The sequence below is a fragment of the Verrucosispora sp. SN26_14.1 genome (genome assembly GCF_004307965.1).
GTDB lineage: Bacteria > Actinomycetota > Actinomycetes > Mycobacteriales > Micromonosporaceae > Micromonospora.
The window spans coordinates 1-17,730 of record NZ_SISL01000080.1 but is presented as its reverse complement, the minus strand read 5'-3'; the positions used below and the strand labels follow the sequence as shown (position 1 = coordinate 17,730).

Annotated in this window: 16 protein-coding genes and 1 pseudogene; 10 read left to right on the top strand and 7 right to left on the bottom strand. The window is 71.0% G+C overall.

Translation table 11 applies throughout. The features are described from left to right. Positions 1 to 148 precede the first annotated feature (148 nt). From EYA84_RS10735 to EYA84_RS10725, 3 genes are read left to right on the top strand one after another with little or no spacing between them, the layout of a single operon-like run. Entirely contained in the window at positions 149 to 592 is a 444-nt protein-coding gene (locus EYA84_RS10735; protein ID WP_131052882.1) for an ABA4-like family protein, read from the top strand. An 11-nt stretch (positions 593 to 603) separates the two neighbouring features. Beyond that, complete coding sequence (locus tag EYA84_RS10730) at positions 604 to 1,806, top strand: sensor histidine kinase (RefSeq protein ID WP_131052881.1); 1,203 nt, start codon at positions 604 to 606, stop codon at positions 1,804 to 1,806. Further along, positions 1,803 to 2,429: a response regulator transcription factor gene (locus EYA84_RS10725; protein ID WP_131052880.1), complete on the top strand. Its 627-nt coding sequence runs from the start codon at positions 1,803 to 1,805 to the stop codon at positions 2,427 to 2,429. The genes EYA84_RS10730 and EYA84_RS10725 overlap by 4 nt, the downstream gene beginning before the upstream one ends. 34 nt (positions 2,430 to 2,463) lie before the next feature. Here the strand turns inward: EYA84_RS10725 and EYA84_RS10720 are convergent, their stop codons facing one another. The 4 genes from EYA84_RS10720 to EYA84_RS10705 all read right to left on the bottom strand — a co-directional run bounded on the left by EYA84_RS10720 (position 2,464) and on the right by EYA84_RS10705 (position 7,134). Beyond that, a complete protein-coding gene (locus tag EYA84_RS10720; RefSeq protein WP_131052879.1) occupies positions 2,464 to 2,772 on the bottom strand; it encodes a MoaD/ThiS family protein in 309 nt (102 codons plus the stop codon). Then, a complete protein-coding gene (locus tag EYA84_RS10715; protein WP_131052878.1) occupies positions 2,769 to 3,884 on the bottom strand; it encodes a sialidase family protein in 1,116 nt (371 codons plus the stop codon). Before EYA84_RS10715 ends, EYA84_RS10720 begins: the two co-directional genes overlap by 4 nt. 208 nt (positions 3,885 to 4,092) lie before the next feature. Next, on the bottom strand, positions 4,093 to 5,709 hold the full coding sequence (locus EYA84_RS10710) for a flavin monoamine oxidase family protein (protein WP_131052877.1): 1,617 nt from the start codon (positions 5,707 to 5,709) through the stop codon (positions 4,093 to 4,095). Between the two features lie 135 nt (positions 5,710 to 5,844). Further along, on the bottom strand, positions 5,845 to 7,134 hold the full coding sequence (locus EYA84_RS10705; RefSeq protein WP_131052876.1) for a serpin family protein: 1,290 nt from the start codon (positions 7,132 to 7,134) through the stop codon (positions 5,845 to 5,847). Between the two features lie 76 nt (positions 7,135 to 7,210). Here EYA84_RS10705 and EYA84_RS10700 point away from each other — a divergent pair, with 76 nt between their 5' ends. The 5 genes from EYA84_RS10700 (at position 7,211) to EYA84_RS10680 (ending at position 11,518) form a co-directional block, all read left to right on the top strand. Then, a complete protein-coding gene (locus tag EYA84_RS10700; RefSeq protein WP_131052875.1) occupies positions 7,211 to 7,546 on the top strand; it encodes a nucleotide pyrophosphohydrolase in 336 nt (111 codons plus the stop codon). Positions 7,547 to 7,671: 125 nt separating this feature from the next. Continuing rightward, a complete protein-coding gene (locus tag EYA84_RS10695; RefSeq protein WP_236145700.1) occupies positions 7,672 to 9,600 on the top strand; it encodes a DUF2075 domain-containing protein in 1,929 nt (642 codons plus the stop codon). 192 nt (positions 9,601 to 9,792) lie between these two features. After that, positions 9,793 to 10,179, top strand: coding sequence for a hypothetical protein (locus tag EYA84_RS10690; RefSeq protein ID WP_236145699.1), 387 nt, complete (start codon positions 9,793 to 9,795; stop codon positions 10,177 to 10,179). A gap of 273 nt (positions 10,180 to 10,452) precedes the next feature. Further along, the gene (locus EYA84_RS10685; protein WP_131052873.1) at positions 10,453 to 11,334 is read left to right on the top strand and encodes a helix-turn-helix transcriptional regulator; all 882 of its coding nucleotides are present in this window, start codon (positions 10,453 to 10,455) and stop codon (positions 11,332 to 11,334) included. Continuing rightward, entirely contained in the window at positions 11,327 to 11,518 is a 192-nt protein-coding gene (locus tag EYA84_RS10680; RefSeq protein ID WP_131052872.1) for a DUF397 domain-containing protein, read from the top strand. Before EYA84_RS10685 ends, EYA84_RS10680 begins: the two co-directional genes overlap by 8 nt. 33 nt (positions 11,519 to 11,551) lie before the next feature. Here the strand turns inward: EYA84_RS10680 and EYA84_RS10675 are convergent, their stop codons facing one another. After that, entirely contained in the window at positions 11,552 to 12,427 is an 876-nt protein-coding gene (locus EYA84_RS10675) for a DMT family transporter (RefSeq protein WP_236145698.1), read from the bottom strand. Positions 12,428 to 12,467: 40 nt separating this feature from the next. Here EYA84_RS10675 and EYA84_RS33425 point away from each other — a divergent pair. Then, positions 12,468 to 12,608: pseudogene (locus tag EYA84_RS33425) on the top strand (PLP-dependent aminotransferase family protein); the annotation flags it as partial. A gap of 162 nt (positions 12,609 to 12,770) precedes the next feature. Here the strand turns inward: EYA84_RS33425 and EYA84_RS10665 are convergent. After that, entirely contained in the window at positions 12,771 to 15,125 is a 2,355-nt protein-coding gene (locus EYA84_RS10665; protein WP_275540800.1) for a Tex family protein, read from the bottom strand. Between EYA84_RS10665 and EYA84_RS10660 the strand changes: the two genes are divergently transcribed. Then, the gene (locus tag EYA84_RS10660; RefSeq protein ID WP_131052870.1) at positions 15,124 to 16,635 is read left to right on the top strand and encodes a deoxyguanosinetriphosphate triphosphohydrolase family protein; all 1,512 of its coding nucleotides are present in this window, start codon (positions 15,124 to 15,126) and stop codon (positions 16,633 to 16,635) included. The two genes, EYA84_RS10665 and EYA84_RS10660, sit on opposite strands and share 2 nt — an antisense overlap. 72 nt (positions 16,636 to 16,707) lie before the next feature. Here the strand turns inward: EYA84_RS10660 and EYA84_RS10655 are convergent. Continuing rightward, the coding region (locus EYA84_RS10655; protein ID WP_131052869.1) for an MBL fold metallo-hydrolase at positions 16,708 to 17,730 on the bottom strand (1,023 nt) is incomplete at its 5' end.

Genomic DNA, 17,730 nt, shown 5'->3' with positions numbered 1-17,730 from the left:
CAGCCCTGGGCGCCGCCGCGGCGCTGCTGGTCGCGACCGTGGTCGCCGTCGGTGCGGTGCTCGCGCGCCCACGTCGACCCGAACCGGTGGCCGCGCCCGTCGACGGCAGCCCGGCGCAGGCCGACGCCGCGAGGAACGAGGTGACGGTGTGACCGGCGCCCTGTTCACGCTGACGTTCGCGCTGGCCGCGCCCTTCTGGGTGCTGATGATCCTGCTGCCGCGCTGGCACATGACCAGCCGGATCATCGCCTCGCCGCTGATCGTGGCCCCGGTCCTGGTGATCTACACGGTGCTGGTGCTCCCCGCGTTGGGCGACGTGCTGCCGGCGGTGGCCTCGCCGACCCTGGACGGCATCCGCGACCTGCTGGGCACCGACGACGGTGCGGCGGCGGCCTGGGCGCACATGATCGCGTTCGACCTCTTCGTCGGGGCGTGGGCGTGGCGGGACAGCCGCGAGCGGCGGATGCCCGCGCTGGTCATGGCGCCGGTGCTGGTGTCGACGATTCTGCTCGGGCCGATCGGGCTGGCCGTCTATCTGGTGGTGCGTACCCGCTGGACCCGGCCGGTCTCAGCGCCGAGCAGCAGGGCCTAGGCTTGGTCACCGTGGGATGGCTGGGTCGCTTGTTCGACGCGCGGGACGCCCGCGTGCGGATGGTCCTGGTCATCATCGCGGGCGTCTTCTACCTCTCCTTCGGTGGGCTGCACGCCAGTACGCCCACCACCACGCAGTTGGTCCTGGCGGTGGCCGCGTTCGCCGCCGGGCTGCTGCTGTTCCGCCGGCTGGTGGGCAACCTGCTGGTGCAGGTGGCGCTGCTGGCGGTCGCGATCCACGTCATCGACGACGTGATGATCAACCAGGTGGGCGCCGGGTGGGCGTTGCTGGAGTTGACCGTGCGGGCGAGCCGGACCCGCACGATCTGGTGGGGCGCCGGTCTGCTGGCCCTGGTCGACCTGACCGGTGTACGGGGCGAACCGGTCGAGTGGCTTCTCGCCACGGCGTCCGGGCTGGTGGTGGACGTCGGTGTGCCGGTGCTGCTGGGCCTGGTCATCCGGACCACGCAGGAGCTGGGCCGGCAGGCGCAGCAGCGCGCCGAGGAGGAGCAGCGGCGGCGCGAGTCGGAGAACCGCGCCGCCCGGGCCGACGAGCGCAGCGCCATCGCGCGGGAACTGCACGACGTCGTCGCGCACCACGTGGCGTCGATGGTGCTGCGGGTCGGCGTGGCCCGGCACGTGCTGACCGACCTGGATCCCCGGGTGGACGAGGTGTTCGACGACGTGCACGGCACCGGCAGCGCCGCCCTGGCCGACCTGCGCCGGCTGGTCGCGGTGCTGCGCGACCCGGACGGCGTACGCGGCGACGCGGCACTCACCGCGATCGAGCCGTCGGCGGTACCGGCCGCGATCGGCGCGGCGGTTGATCGGGCCCGTCAGGCCGGGGTGACGGTGGAGGCGGAGGTCGACCCGGCGGTCGCGTCACTCGACGCGGTCCGGGGCCTGGCGGTGCTGCGCCTGACCCAGGAGTCGCTGACCAACGTCGCCAAGCACGCCGGTGCCGCCGCGCTGGCCCGGCTGAGCGTCACCGTGGTCGACGGCGCGGTGCACCTGGAGGTGACGGACAACGGGCGCGGCGCGGTCCCGACGGCGGTGCCGGCGGGCGGCGGCCACGGCATCACCGGGATGCGGGAACGGGTCGAGGTCCTCGGCGGGCACCTGGAGGCGGGGCCGACCGGCAGCGGCTGGCGGGTCCGTACGGTGCTGCCCGCCACGCCGGACCGCGACGTGCCGCACCCGGTGGAGGCATCATGATCCGCGTACTGCTGGTGGACGACCAGCACCTGATCCGCGCCGGGTTGCGCATGCTCTGCGACGCGCAGCCCGACATCGAGGTGGTCGGTGAGGCCGACAACGGCCGCGAGGCGATCACGTTGGCGGCGCGGTTGGTCCCCGACGTGGTGGTGATGGACCTGCGCATGCCGGGCGTCGACGGCATCACCGCGACCAGCCGCATCCTGGCCGACCGGCCCGCCATCCGGGTGCTGGTGTTGACCACGTTCGGCGACGACGACCACCTCTATCCGGCGCTCACCGCCGGCGCCTGTGGGTTCCTGCTCAAGGACGCGCCCCCCACCGAGCTGCTGGAGGGCGTCCGGCGGGCCGCCGCCGGGGACAGCCCGTTCAGCCAGGACGTGCTGCGCCGCCTCGTGACTCGGGCGGTGCACGCCCGCGCCGAGACACCGGCACCGGTCGACGGTCTGACCGCTCGGGAGCAGGACGTGCTCGACCTGGTCGCGGAGGGACTGTCCAACGGGGAGATCGCCGAGCGGCTGCACATCGGCGTGACCACGGTGAAGACCCACATCACCAGCCTGATGACCAAGACCGGCAGCCCCAACCGGGTCCGGCTGGCGCTGTTCGCCCGAGGGCTGTGACGGTCGGCTCTCCCCCGGCCGCGACGGTGGCCCGCTATCCCCCGGCCATCGCGCCCAGGACGATGTACGGTTCCGCGCCGGTGAGCACCTCCTCGGGCAGCGGTGCGTCGGGTGGGGAGTGCGAGAGGTCCTCCTCGCAGGCGTAGAAGCGGACGAAGGCGCGACGTTTGCCGCTGTGCCGGTCCCGGATGGTGCCGAGCAGCATCGGATAGCGCGCCTCCAACGCGTCCAGCACCAGGCGCTGGGTGGCCGGCCCCCCGTCCGGACCGGCCACCTCCAGGCGTACCTCGCCGGTGACCTTGGCGAGGGTCTTCAGGTGGGCCGGGAGGACGACCCGGATCACGGCAACACCTGGACTTCCACGGAGAGCACCGGGGGCAGGTCCCGGACGATCGGCGCCCAGGTGTCGCCGCCGTTCGCCGAGTGGTAGACCTGCCCGCCGGTGGTGCCGACATAGATGCCGCACTCGTCGAGCGTGTCGACCGCCATCGCGTCGCGCAGGACGTTGACGTAGCAGTCGGACTGCGGCAGCCCGGTGGTCAGCGGCTCCCACTCGTCGCCGCCGGTGCGACTGCGGTAGACCCGCAACCGCCCCTCCGGTGGGTAGTGCTCGGAGTCGCTCTTGATCGGTACGACGTAGATCGTCTCCGGCTCGTGGGCGTGCACCGCGATCGGAAACCCGAAGTCCGAGGGCAGGTCGCCGCTGATCTCACGCCAGTTCGCACCGGCGTCGTCGCTGCGCATCACGTCCCAGTGCTTCTGCATGAACAGCGTGTCCGGCCGCGACGGGTGCTGGGCGATGTGGTGGACGCAGTGGCCCACCTCGGCGTCGGTGTCGGGGATCTCCCCCGACCGCAGGCCCTTGTTGATCGGCAGCCAGCTCGCGCCCGAGTCGTCGCTGCGGAACGCGCCCGCCGCCGAGATGGCGGTGTAGATCCGGCCCGGGTGCACCGGGTCCAGGATGATCGTGTGCAGGCAGAGACCACCGGCGCCGGGCTGCCACGACGGGCCGGTCCGGTGGGTCCGCAACGCGGTCAGCTCGGTCCACTTCTGGCCGCCGTCGTTCGAGACGTAGAGGGCGGCGTCCTCGGCACCGGCGTACACGGTGTCGGGGTCGTCGCGGGACGGCTCCAGGTGCCAGATCCGCTTGAACTCCCACGGGCGCGGCGTGCCGTCGTACCAGAGGTGCTCGCCGACCTCGCCGGTGTACGCGAAGTCGTTGCCGACGGTGGCCCAGGTCTTACCGCCGTCGTCGGAGCGCTGGATCAACTGCCCGAACCAGCCGCCGGACTGTGAGGCGTAGAGCCGGTCCGGGTCGGCCGGTGAGCCGGTGAGGTGGAAGATCTCCCAGCCGCCGAAGTGCGGCCCGTCGACCGTCCAGTCGGCGCGTCGACCGTCCGAGGTGAGCAGGAACGCGCCCTTGCGGGTGCCGACCAGCACCCGTACGCCGGTCATCGCGGCTCTCCGTGGCGCGTGGTGCCGACCTGGTGTGGTGTGTGTTGTCGTGTGGCCATGTCGCCATTCTCCTGTCGTGTCCGATGAACCCCGATTGCCACGCCGGTGCCGTTCACTGACGGTCATACCGGCCGGGTACGACAAGTTCCGGCCGGTGGGCGCGCGACACCCGTCCGCCCGGCGGGCAGACGAGGAGGGGTCGGACAGCTCAGGTCGACATCACGCGGGCGTGCAGGTCGGACACGACCTTGCGGGCCGACTCGAAGGCACCGGCCTGCCAGGCGATGTAGTGGCTGAGGTGGTCACCGGCGAAGTAGACCCGACCGTCCGGCTCCAGCAGCCGCCCGTAGTGCCCACCGCTGGTCCGCGAGGGCCACGACATCCAGCCGCCCTCGCTGTGGCGGGTCCGCTCCCAGGCCACCGAGAACGACGCCTCCACCTCGCTGCGGTACGCCTCGCCGTGGATCTTCACGCCCTGGGCGACGGCGCGGGCCTCCCGCTCGGCGGGCGGCAGGGCCGCGTACGACTGGGCGTTGGCACCGAAGTTGTAGTAGCCGATGACCAGACCCTTCGCGCCGTGGTAGCCGTAGGACGGGTACCAGATCGCGGACAGGTCCAGGTTGGTGTTGGTGATGCCGGCGTAGATGTTCTCGTCCTGCTCCCACCAGCGCCGCCGGTACTGCAACCCGATCTTGCCGGTGGCGGTCGGCACCGCGTAGTCGAGGGCGGCCCGCACCGGCTGGGACAGGTTCGACGGGATCCGCGCCAGCACCGGCGGCGGAATCGTGCAGACGCAGAAGTCCGCAGTGACGGTCCGCACCCGACCGCCGGGTCCGGCGTGGACGACCGAGACCCCGGAACCGGTGTTCGAGATCGACCGCACCTCCGCGCCGTAGCTGATGCGTCCGCGCCCCACGGCCTCCTCCAGGGCGTACGCGATGCGATCCATTCCGCCGACCGGCTGGAACATCAGCATCGCCTGGTCGTAGCCGAACTCGAAGGAGAAGTACCGGCCGACGCCGCTGGCCAGCACGTCCGGCAGGGAGTGCGGGGTCAGTTTCGGCGTACCCGCCTCGTTGCCGGCGCCCGGTTCGACCTGGTAGCCACGGCGGTTGGTGCCCGCGTACCGCCAACTCGCCGCCGGGTTCCCCGCCACCCGGCCGCCGATGGCGCCGAATCCGCGCAGGAACTCCAGCAGACGTTCCTTGTCGTCGGCGGTGAGCTGCCCGTCGAGCGCACCCTGGTCGGTGGCCTTGGCGAGCAGTTCGGAGACGTACCCGTAGACGTCCGCCTTCGCCTCGCGGTGCCGGATCGGTGTGCCGGAGAGCGGACCGACGTCCTCGTTGTAGTAGTAGCCGTCGGCGTTCTGGTTGCCGAAGATCTCGACCGGGACGCCCAGCTCCCGGCAGTAGTCCATGGTCACCATGTGCTGGGCGATCCGCGCCGGACCGGCGTTCATGTACTGCCCACCGGTGAACCGGGCGCGCTGGGTGTGCCCGTCGAGGTCGGTCTCGCTGGTGCCACCGCGCACCGTCCAGTTACGCCCACCCGGGCGGCTCCGCGCCTCCAGCACGGTCACCCGGTAACCCGCCTTGCCCAACTCGTACGCCGTGGTCAGTCCGGCGATGCCCGCGCCGAGCACGACGACGGACTTCGCGGACCGCCCGGTCAGCGTGAAGTCCGACCGGTTCGGCGCGCGGAACGGCGGTGCGGCCTGCGCGGCGGGGGCCAACCCGAGCGCGCCCATCGTCCCGTAGAGCACCCCGGCACCGCCGGATACCCCGACCGCCTGGAGAAACTGCCGTCGCGTGGTGGGTGTCGTCATCGCCGCCTCCTTGATCGATGGACGACGATCTCAGCGGCGTGTTTCATCGGCGTAGCCCATCGGTAACACCCGCCCGACCGGTCAGCGCGCGCCACCGGGCAGGCGGCGGGCGCCCGGATCAGCGAGGAGGCCGCCCTACGGGCCGGTGACCAGCGGGTCGTGCACCCGCCCGAGGAACAGCGGCACACCGGTGAACCGGTCGTGGATGACGTACAGGAACGGCCGGTTCACGAAGAACTGCGGACCCTGCGGGATCGACGGCGGCCGTACGATGACAGCCGACGCGGCCGCCGCCTCCGTGCCCTTCTCGTCCACGGCGATGAACGTCTCGTGCAGCACGTCGTCGATGCTCAGGGCCGGTTCGGTGCTCATGCCGGTGAAGTCGGCCCGCGAGCTGAACGCGGTCGGCATGCCGAGGTTGCCCAGCGCGGCAGCCAACTCCGCCGGCAGGCGGAAAGTCCACCGGGGCAGGCGCAGTTCGACGAGGGCGTTCCGGAAGCCGGTGAGCAATGCACCCAGCCACGTGACGTCGAGGTTGGCCTCGATCGCCGCCAGGTCGTTGCGGGTCGGCATGACGATCGCCATGCCCAGTCCGTCACCTGCGAACGGCACGTCGACCGCGCGCCACCCATCGCCCTCCTGGTAGCCCATCCCGTCGAAAGGCCCACGCATCATCGCGACGTCGACACCGGCACCGTCGTCCCTGGTGAACCGCTCCGTCGCCGTGGCCGTCGCCCTGAACGGGTAGAGCCAGGCCGCCTTCAGATAGGTCGTGTTGGTGAGGATCAGACTGGTGTCGGGGGTCGGGACACCGGAGGGCAACAGCTCCGGGATCTTCGCGTTGGTCCGATCGGACACCCAGGTGTTGATCTCCTGGCGGGTCGCCTCCGGAGCGCCCCGGAAGTCGACCGGGTGCGGCGCGGCACCGTAGTAGCCGGCCAGAGTGTTCTGGAAACCGTGGCGCAGGCCCAGGTCGAGCCTCGTCCACAGAGCGTTGGCCGTGGTCAGCAGGGGCCGCGCGACGCCGTCACCGTTCTGGTACCGGTTGGCGAGCGACTGTGCGACGGTGTTGAGCCCGCTGTCGAGCGCGCCGGGCCGCGGATTCGGCGCGTGGAGCACGGCATCCATCTCGTCCGCCGTGGTCGAGCGGGCACCCGCCCGCGTCATCGCGAGTGCGAGATTGACCGAGTACGGCGCGCACACCACGTTACCGCCGGGGCGACTCGACGCCAGCTCGCGGTAGAGGTCGGCGGAGAAGCCGCGTACCGCAGTCGCGGCGGCGGCCATCGCGGCCGGGTCGGGCGGGACGCGGGTCGGTTCTGTCGAGGTGGACGACTCGTTCCACCAACGGGAACGGTCTCGGGTGGCGGTTAGCGCGGCGGCGGCGAGCGGCACCGTCCGCAAGAGAGATCGACGCGACACCATACATTGATGGTAGTCGAAGTCTGTGCGGTAGGGCCAGGTCGACGGTTCGCGGCCCGCACCGTGAGACCATGCCTCGGTGAAAGACCTGACCGAGCGGGTACGCGCCTTTGCCGACGAGCGGGACTGGCAGCAGTTCCACACGCCCAAGAACCTCACCATGGCCCTCGCGGGCGAGGTCGGCGAGTTGCTCGCCGAGTTCCAGTGGCTCACCCCCGAGCAGGCGAGCGCGGTCATGGCCGACCCCGAGGCGGGTGCCCGCGTACGCGCGGAGATCGGCGACGTGATGATCTACCTGACGCGACTCGCGGACGTCCTCGACATCGACCTGGAGGACGCCGCCCGGGACAAGCTCACCGAGGTCGCCACCCGCTATCCCGTCAGCGAGGCCAAGGGTTCGGTGGCGAAGCGGTAGCGGTGCGTGCGGAGAAATGATCTCTCCGCTAAAGTCCGGCGCGTACAGGCGCGTAACGACGGGCTTCCGGCGCCGACCGGACACGCCCCCCATGCGCACGATCATTTCGTGCTGCCCGGGGGCAAGTGTTGTCAGCGTTCCGCACCTCCGCCGAGGGACTTCTCCGTCACGCCGCCAACGGCGATCTCGCCGACCGGATCATCGACGCGATCGGCCGTCGCGTGAGCCCGGCCGAACGCAGGTCCTGGGAGCGGAGCCTGCCGGTGCTCGCGCAGGATCTGGCCGATGCCGGACTCGGTCAGGTCGAGATGCTCGTCGAGTACCAACTGCCATTGACCAGCAAGCGTGTCGACGTGGTCCTGGTGGGCACGCACCCCCGCACCGACGAGGACTCCTACGTGGTGGTGGAACTCAAGCAGTGGTCGCGGGCGGAGTCCTACGAGGGGTCCGACACGCTGGTGCTGGTCGAGCACGCCCGCGAACCGCGCCTGCACCCGGGCGTGCAGGTCAGTGACTACTGCGAGTACCTCGGTGACTTTCTCGGTGTGCTCTCCGACCGACGTGCCCCGATCGCCGGTGTCGCCTACCTGCACAACGCCGTCGACCGGGACGTCGACGAACTCTTCCAGCTCAGGGCCACCGAGCAGAGCCGGATCTTCACGAAGCAGCGGCGCGGCCAGTTCCTCGACCACCTGCGTACCCACCTGGCCCCCACGTCGGGCGCGGCCGCCGCCGACCGGTTCCTCACCAGCGCCGTCCGACCGAGCAAGCACCTGTTGTCGTACGCGGCAGCCGAGTTGAAGCAGCGGTCGCACTTCACGTTGCTCGACGAGCAGCGCCTGGCGTACGAACTGGTGCTGCACGCCGTGGAACGCTCCCGCGCCGGGGACCGCAAGTCGGTCGTGGTGGTCTCGGGCGGCCCCGGCAGTGGGAAGAGCGTGATCGCCCTGTCGGTCCTCGGTGAGTTGGCCCGGCAGAACCGCTCGGTCATGCACGCCACCGGTTCCCGGTCGTTCACCCAGACCCTGCGCAAGTACGCCGGCAAGGGTTCGTCGCGGTTGAAGAACCTGTTCGGGTACTTCAACAGCTTCATGACCGCCGAACGCAACGGCCTCGACGTGCTGATCTGCGACGAGGCACACCGCATCCGGGAGACGTCGGTCAACCGGTTCACGCCCAAGGCCAAGCGGGACAAGGCACGCCCCCAGATCGACGAGCTGATCGCGGCGGCACGGGTGCCGGTGTTCCTGCTCGACGAGCACCAGGTGGTCAAGCCGGGCGAGTTGGGCAACGTCGAGGTCATCTCCGCGTACGCCGCACAGCTCGACCTGCACGTCGAGGTCGTCTCGCTGCACGACCAGTTCCGGTGCGGCGGCAGCGACGCGTACGAGCAGTGGGTTCTCGACCTGCTCGGCCTCGACGGTGGTGAGCCCTCGGTCTGGACCGGCGACGGCCGGTTCGACCTGCGGCTGGCAGAGTCACCCGAGGAGATGGAGGCGTTCCTGGCCGGTCGGCAGGCCGCCGGTGAGACCGCCCGCATGTCGGCGGGCTACTGCTGGCCGTGGAGTGACCCCCGCCCGGACGACTCCCTGGTGGCGGACGTGCAGATCGGAAGCTGGGCGCGGCCGTGGAACGTCAAGAGCGACCGTAGTGTGGGCGACGCACCGGGCAGCGCGTTCTGGGCCACCGATCCGAACGGATTCGGCCAGGTGGGCTGCGTCTACACGGCGCAGGGCTTCGAGTACGCGTGGTCGGGCGTCATCCTCGGACCGGACCTCGTCGCTCGGGACGGCCGCCTGGTCACCGATCGGGCGGAGTCGAAGGACCCGGCGTTCCGCAGCCGCAAGGCGCTCAGCGACGACGAGGCGGACCGGCTGATCCGCAACACCTACAAGGTCCTCATGACACGGGGCATGCGCGGAACCGTCCTGTACTCCACCGACCCGGAGACCCGCGACTACCTGGCCTCGCTTCTCGATGTCCGACGTCCGGTCGAGACGACGTACGAGCCCTCCGAGACCGGCGGCGGCACGACGGCCGCTTCTCGACCTTAGGGTGGGCCAGAGAATTCCGACCTTCACGGTGGCACCGGCCCGAACGCCACGCCTCCGGTGAGGATCGCGCGGAGGGACGTTCGATTGGCTGATCTGCGCACTGGGCTCCTGGTGACAGCAGTCCTGTTGGGCCTCACCGGCTGTGTCACCGGCACACCCGACCACGGGCGTCCGACGGCGAGGACCACCACCGTGAGCCCACCACCCGTACGCACCGACCGGGAACCGATCACCAAGCGTTTCCCGCACCTCGGCGACGTCGCGGAGGTGCACTGGCAGGCGGGCGCCGCCGGGACGGGCGATTCCCGCGCGCCCGGTCCGACCGACATTCGCATCGAGGCGTTGGTCGTGTTGCAGCCTGGCGACCGAGTGTCGGCCGTCGAACAGTACGAGTGGCAGCCCGCTCCTGCCGGGTGGGACGGCACGCTGGGTGCCGCGCTTCGTCCCTTCCTGCCAGACAGCGGGAACTGGCAGGTCAACGAGCAGTATGCCGCCGACGTGCGGACCACGAAGTACCACGGGGTCGTGTACCTCGACACCACCAGCGGCACCGTCTACCTCAGGGTCATCGACGGCTGACGTCGCCATTTCCGCAATCATTGAAACTCGCGTACATGAATCACAAGATGTTGCACGGCCGCTTTTCAGCGCACCTCAGCGCAGCGTCAGACGACAGATGTGCGACGCCCAGGGGAATTGCGCGGTGATGGCTCGTTGTCGGAACTTCTTGTAAGGTCAGAGGCTCAGGCACTTTCGCGCGGACGGCGCTGATACCGATCATTTTCACGCAACCGTTCGACGTTTCACCGATGGCGTGCGGATGTAACAAAACGCAACACGGGAGGGTGGCGGATGGCCGACGACATGGGATCGACAGTCCCCCGGCGACAGCTCGGGCGAGCACTGCGCGACCTTCGCACCGAAGCACGCATGACCCTCGACGGCGCTGCCGAGGCGATGCAGTGCAGCCGACAGAAGATGTGGCGCATGGAGAGCGGCCTCGGCCCGGCCCGCCCGCTCGACGTCAAGGTCATGTGTGAGCTGTACGCCGCCACACCCGAGCTGACCACCGCCCTCGTCGCTCTGGCCACCGAGACCAAGGCCAAAGGCTGGTGGCACTCCTACGGGGTCGCCATCCCTGACTGGTTCGAGCTATACGTGGGGCTGGAATCCACCGCCCACCAGCTTCGGGAGTACGAAGACACTCTTATCCCTGGCCTGCTCCAGACCTGTGACTATGCACAAGCGGTCTATCAGCAGCGAGCCGACGCTACCGAAGTGGAACGGGAACGCTTGGTGAGGGTGCGCCTGCAACGGCAGGAGATTTTGAAACGTCGACTCCCGCAGGCCCCCAAGTTCGAGGTCGTCCTCGCCGAAGCGGCACTTATTCGCACCGTCGGCGATGCTGCGGTCATGGCCGACCAGCTTCGTCATCTCCTGACGGCCGACGAGATGTCGAACGTGTCCATCCGGGTGCTTCCACTGACTGCGAGGATGCACCGAGGAGCAGAGGCGGGTACGTTCGTCATCCTCGACTTCCCACCTGGCAAGCGGACCACGCCCGAACCGTCGGTGGTCTACTGCGAATCATGGACCGGAGCGCTCTATCTGGACCGGCCCGAGGAATACGCAGCCTACGAAGAGGTGTGGGCAAGCCTCGATGACCTGTCCCTGGATGAGGCAGAATCAAGGCAGCTCATCAACAAGATCATCGGGGAGGTCCACCATGGCTGATCTGGCTGGAGCCCAGTGGCGTAAGAGCACCCGCAGCGGCAGCAACGGCGGCAATTGCGTGGAGGTCGCCGACAACCTGCCCGGCCTCGTCGCCGTTCGCGACAGCAAGGACCCGGCCGGGCCTGTCCTCGCCTTCTCCCCCACGGAGTGGACCAGCTTCGTCCGAGCCACCAAGTCCCGCTGAGGCACACACCTCACTCACCGTTGCCGAGACCACTCACCCGGCGGGGACGCGGGTGCGTTGGGTCCACACGACACAGACGAGCACGACCAGCGCGGCGACGATCGACGCCGCGCTGACGGTCTCGGCGAGCAGCAGCGCGGACCAGAGCAGGGTCAGCACCGGCTGGGCGAGTTGGATCTGGCCGACCTGGGCGATGCCGCCCCGGGCCAGGCCCGCGTACCAGGCGAAGAAGCCCAGGAACATGGAGACCGTGGTCAGGTAGCCGAAGGCCGACCAGGCGGCGACGTCGGCCGTCGGCGGGTGGGTCACGGCGGCCACGACGGTGACGGGCACGGTGACCGGCAGCGCGAGCAGCAGGGCCCAGCAGATGGTCTGCGCGCCGCCGAGTTCGCGGGCGAGTGCGCCGCCTTCGGCGTAGCCGAGGCCGCAGAGGACGACGGCGGCCAGCAGATAGAGGTCGGCCAGGGACAGGGCACCGTGCACGGTGCCGGTGGCGACGAGGAAGGTGAGGACGGCGAGCAGGCCGGCGGCACCGGCGGCCCAGAACCGTCTCGGTGGGCGTTCCCCGGCGCGCAGCACCGCGAACACGGCGGTCATGGCGGGCAGCACGGTGACGACGACGGCACCGTGGGCGGCGGTCTGGGTGGTCAGGGCCAGCGAGGTGAACAGCGGGAACCCGACGACCACGCCGAGGGCGACGACCGCCAGGCGTCGCCACTGGCGGCGGGTGGGTGGTGGGGCTGCGGTGAGTCGCAGGTACGCCCCGGCGAGCAGCGCGGCACCGACGGCCCGGCCGAAGGCGACGAACCAAGGGTCGAGGTGCTGCACGGCGACGCGGGTCGCGGGCAGCGACAGGGAGAACGTGAGGACGCCGAGCGCGCCGAGGGCGAGGCCGAGCGGCCGGTCCACCGTTATCGCCGCGCGGACAGTACCGCTACTCTGTGCTCTCATGGATCACGATAACGCATCCGCTCGCGTTGTCCTGGACCTGCGGCGGCTGGCGGCGGCTGCGGAGCCCGGCGCCCGACTGCCGTCGGTACGCGAGCTGACCGCCCGGCACCGCGCGTCGCCGGTCACCGTCGCCGAGGCCATTCGACAGTTGGTGGGCGAAGGGCTGATCGAGGCGCGGTCCGGCCGGGGCACCTTCGTGGCCGCCCGGCCGGACGAGCGACCGGCGCCCGACCTGTCCTGGCAGACGGTGGCGCTCGGTCCCCGCCCGGCCGGCGAGCAGGAGATGCAGGCGTTACTGGCGTTACCGCCGGAAGGCGCGATTCCGTTGTCCGGCGGGTACCTCGACGCCGAGCTGCAACCGGCCGTCGCGCTCGGTACCGCGCTCGCGCGTGCCGCCCCGGGCGGCCTCCGCGTCGTCGTCCAGCCGCAGCGTCAACGAGATGCGCTTGCGCGGCACGTCCACGTCCAGCACCTTGACCTTCACCACGTCGCCGGACTTCACCACCTCGCGCGGGTCCTTGACGAAGGTGCGCGACATCGCCGACACGTGCACCAGACCGTCCTGGTGCACCCCGACGTCGACGAAGGCGCCGAAGGCGGCCACGTTGGTGACCACGCCCTCCAGCACCATCCCCGGCGTCAGGTCACCGATCTTCTCGACGCCCTCGACGAAGGTGGCGGTCCTGAACTCCGGACGCGGGTCGCGCCCCGGCTTCTCCAACTCGGCGAGGATGTCGGTGACCGTCGGCAGACCGAACGTCTCGTCGACGAAGTCGGTGGCCCGCAGGCCGCGCAGGATCGCCGACCGGCCGATCAGCGTCCGCAGGTCCTGCCCGGTGGTGGCCAGGATCCGGCGCACCACCGGGTACGCCTCGGGGTGCACGCTGGAGGAGTCCAGCGGGTCGTCGCCGTCGGGGATGCGCAGGAAGCCGGCGCACTGCTCGAACGCCTTCGGCCCGAGCCGGGGCACCTTGCGCAGGTCGGAGCGGCTGCGGAACGGCCCGTTGGCGTCCCGGTGCAGCACGATGTTCTCGGCCAGCCCGGCACCGATCCCGGAGACCCGGGTCAGCAGCGGCGCGGAAGCGGTGTTCACGTCCACCCCGACGCCGTTGACGCAGTCCTCCACCACCGTGTCCAGCGACCGGGAGAGCTTCACCTCCGACAGGTCGTGCTGGTACTGCCCGACGCCGATGGACTTCGGGTCGATCTTCACCAGCTCGGCGAGCGGGTCCTGCAACCGGCGCGCGATGGAGACCGCGCCACGCAGCGACACGTCCATCCCGGGCAGCTCCTGCGCCGCGTACGCGGAGGCGGAGTAGACCGAGGCACCCGCCTCGGAGACCATCACCTTGGTCAACCCGAGCTGCGGGAAACGCTTGATCAGGTCACCGGCGAGCTTGTCGGTCTCCCGGCTGGCCGTACCGTTGCCGATCGCCACCAGCTCCACCCGGTGCGCCGTGGCGAGCCGGGCCAGCGTCTCGATCGAGGCGTCCCACTGCCGGCGCGGCTCGTGCGGATAGATCGTGTCGGTGGCGACCACCTTGCCAGTGGCGTCCACCACCGCCACCTTCACCCCGGTGCGCAGACCCGGGTCCAGACCCATCGTGGGCCGGGCCCCGGCCGGCGCGGCCAGCAGCAGGTCGCGCAGGTTGGTGGCGAAGACCCGGACGGCCTCCTCCTCGGCCGCCTGCCACAACCGCATCCGCAGGTCCGCGCCGAGGTGGATGAGGATCCGGGTACGCCACGCCCAGCGCACCGTGTCGGCCAGCCACCGATCCGCCGGCCGCCCCTGGTCGGTGACCCCGAACCGGCCGGCGATCGCCGCCTCGTACCGGGTCGGTCCGGTGACCGTGTCGGCGTCGCCGTCGGCCTCCGGGTCCATGGTCAGGTCGAGCACACCCTCCTTCTCGCCCCGGAACATGGCCAGGATGCGGTGCGAGGGCAGCTTCGGGTACGGCTCGGCGAAGTCGAAGTAGTCGGCGAACTTCGCGCCGGCCGACTCCTGCCCCTCGCGTACCCGGGCCACCAGCCGGCCGCGCGACCACATCTGCTCGCGCAGCGTGCCGATCAGGTCGGCGTCCTCGGCGAACCGCTCGATCAGGATGGCCCGCGCCCCGTCCAGCGCGGCGGCGGCGTCGGCCACCCCCTTGTCCGCATCGACGTAGCCGGCGGCGGTCTCCCGGGGGTCCCGGGCCGGGTCGCCGAGCAGCGTGTCGGCCAGCGGCTCCAGCCCCGCCTCGCGGGCGATCTGCGCCCGGGTCCGCCGCTTGGGCTTGTACGGCAGGTAGATGTCCTCCAGGCGGGACTTCGAGTCGGCCGCCATGATCTGCGCTTCCAGGGCCTCGTCCAGCTTGCCCTGGGAGCGGATCGACTCCAGCACCGCCGCCCGCCGCTCGTCCAGCTCCCGCAGGTAGCGCAGGCGCTCCTCGAGCGTCCGCAACTGGGTGTCGTCGAGCAGCCCGGTGGCCTCCTTGCGGTACCGCGCGATGAACGGCACCGTGGCGCCGCCGTCGAGCAGCTCCACGGCCGCGCGGACCTGGCGCTCGGCGACGCCGAGCTCCTCGGCGATGCGCTGATCAACTGAGAGGGTCACGATGGGCTCCGCCTTCTGGTGTGGGTTCCGTGGTGCATTCTGCCGGGCTACCGTGGCGATCATGGAACCACCTGTGGAGCCGCGCGCCCGACGTCTCTTCGGCGGCAGCGCGCGCACCCTCGGCGACCTCGCGAGCAGCCCGTTCCGCGCGGACCGGGACCGCATCGTCGGCTCGCCGTTCTTCACCCGTCTGGGCGGCGTCACCCAGGTGGTCAGCCCCGGCGGGTCCGGGCTGCTGGTGCACAACCGGCTCACGCACAGCCTCAAGGTCGCCCAGGTGGCCCGCGCGATCGCCGAACGCCTCACCGCCGACGGATGGCAGCGTGACCTGGTGGAGAAGCTGGGCGGCTGCGACCCGGACGTGGTGGAGGCCGCCGCGCTCGCCCACGACCTCGGCCACCCGCCCTTCGGGCACCTGGGCGAACGGGTGCTGGACCGGCTGGCCCGGCACCGGCTCGGCCTCACCGACGGCTTCGAGGGCAACGCCCAGTCGTACCGGATCGTCACCTCGACCGAGATCCGGGGCGCGGCCACCACCGGTCTGGACCTGACCGCGGCGGTCCGGGCGGCGATGCTGAAGTACCCGTGGACCCGACTCGACCACCCGGACCCGCACCCGCGCCTGATGGACCCGCCGCCGCGCGGCGCCACCCCGCCCCCGGACGACCCGGACAGCGGTTCGGCCAAGTTCGGGGCGTACCGCACCGAGCTGGAGGACCTGCGGCAGGCCCGCGCGCCGTTCGCCGGTCGGATCGCCGACTGGCAGCAGACCGTCGAGGCGTCGGTGATGGACACCGCCGACGACGTCGCGTACGCCATCCACGACGTGGAGGACTTCTATCGCGTCGGGGTGCTCCAGCAGGGCGCGGTCGCCGCCGAGCTGATGGCCTGGCAGCGGGAGGGCGGCAGCCTGCGGGCCATCACCGACGCGGCGTTGCAGACCTCGGCCCGCCGGCCCGGCTCGGCGATCGAGCGGCTGCGCCGCCAACTGCACCGCAAGGACGCCTGGATCGCCGACGACGACGCCTTCGCGGCGGCCGTCGAACACGTCCGGGAGGAACTGGTCGAGGGCCTGCTGGCGGTGCCCTTCGACGGCTCGATCGAGGCCGAACAGTACGTCGCCCGGTTCTCCGCCCGGTGGACCGACCGTTTCGTGGACGCGATCACCGTGGTCGAGCAGCCCGGCATGCGCTCCGGGCACGTGCTGCTGGCCCCGGCGCAGTGGCACGAGGTGCAGGTGCTCAAGTTCGTCCATCACCGGTTCGTGCTGGCCCGCCCCGACCTGGCACTGCACCAGCGGGGTCAGGCCCGGCTGCTCGGCACCCTGGTCGAGGCGCTGTTGGAGTGGCTGCTCGACCCGGAGGAGGAGTCCCGCCTGCCCCGGCGGCTGCACGACCTGGTCGAGTTGGCCGAGGCGGAGCTGCACCCGCGTACCCCGGACCGGCTCGGCAAGGCGCGGGGCCGCGCCATCGTGGACTTCGTCGCCCAGCTCACCGACGGTCAGGCGGTGGCGATGCTGGACGCCCTCTCCGGTCGCTCCGGCGCCCTCTGGACCGACGCCTTCGTCCTCTGACAGATGCAAGGAGGGGTCCCTTCCTAACGCCTACGGCATAGGAAGGGACCCCTCCTAACAACAGCGAAGAGCTCAGGCGACCGCCTGCCACCAGCCGTCGACCGACGGCGGGTCGTCCACCACGACCCGCTCGCCGGGTCGGGGCACGGCCAGCCGGACGTCGCGGGCCTTCGCCTCGGCCCAGAGCCGGTCCACCGGCTCGGACCAGTCGTGCAGCGCGAGGTTGAAGGTCGCCCAGTGCACCGGCACGAACAGCCCGCCGCGCAGGTCGAGGTGGGCGGCGACGGCCTCCTCCGGGAACATGTGGATCCCCGGCCAGGCCCGGTCGTACGCGCCGATCTGCACCAGCGTCGCGTCGAACGGCCCGTACGCCGCCCCGATCTCGGCGTACCCGTCGAAGTAGCCGGAGTCCCCGGTGTAGTAGACCTTCCGCTGCCGACCGGCGACCACCCAGGAACTCCAGAGCGTGCCGTTGCGTCGCAGTCCCCGGCCGGAGAAGTGCTGCGCGGCGGTGCAGGTGATCTCCAGGTCGGCCACCCGGTGCGTCTGCGACCAGTCCAGTTCGATCACTCGGTGCGCCGGCACGCCCCACCGGTCGAGGTGCGCGCCGACGCCGAGCGGCACCAGGAACGGCGCCGACTGGCGGGCGGTCAGCTCCCGCACGGTGGCCATGTCGAGGTGGTCGTAGTGGTCGTGGGAGATCAGGATCGCGTCGAGCTGCGGCAGTTCGTCGAGGCGTACCGGCGGCTCGTGCAGGCGACGCGGACCGACCGCGTCCGACGGCGAGCACCTGTCGCTCCAGACCGGGTCGAGCAGCACCCGCCGGCCCTCGATCTCGATCAGCGTGGAGGCGTGGCCGTACCAGACGAGGTTCAGCTCGCGGGCCCGGTCGACGTCCGGCGCGGGCGTCGGGCGGACCAGCGGCACGGCACCCGTCGGCCGGCGCTGCTGCTTACCGAAGATCATCTCGCGGAACAGGTTGCTGTCCGGGACGGGCGCCGTCCGGGTGCTCGCCCGGTTGTGGAACGTCCCGTCGTGGAACTGCGGCGACCGGGCCGCCCGTTCCGCCCGCGCCCCGGCCAGTCGGCCACCGAG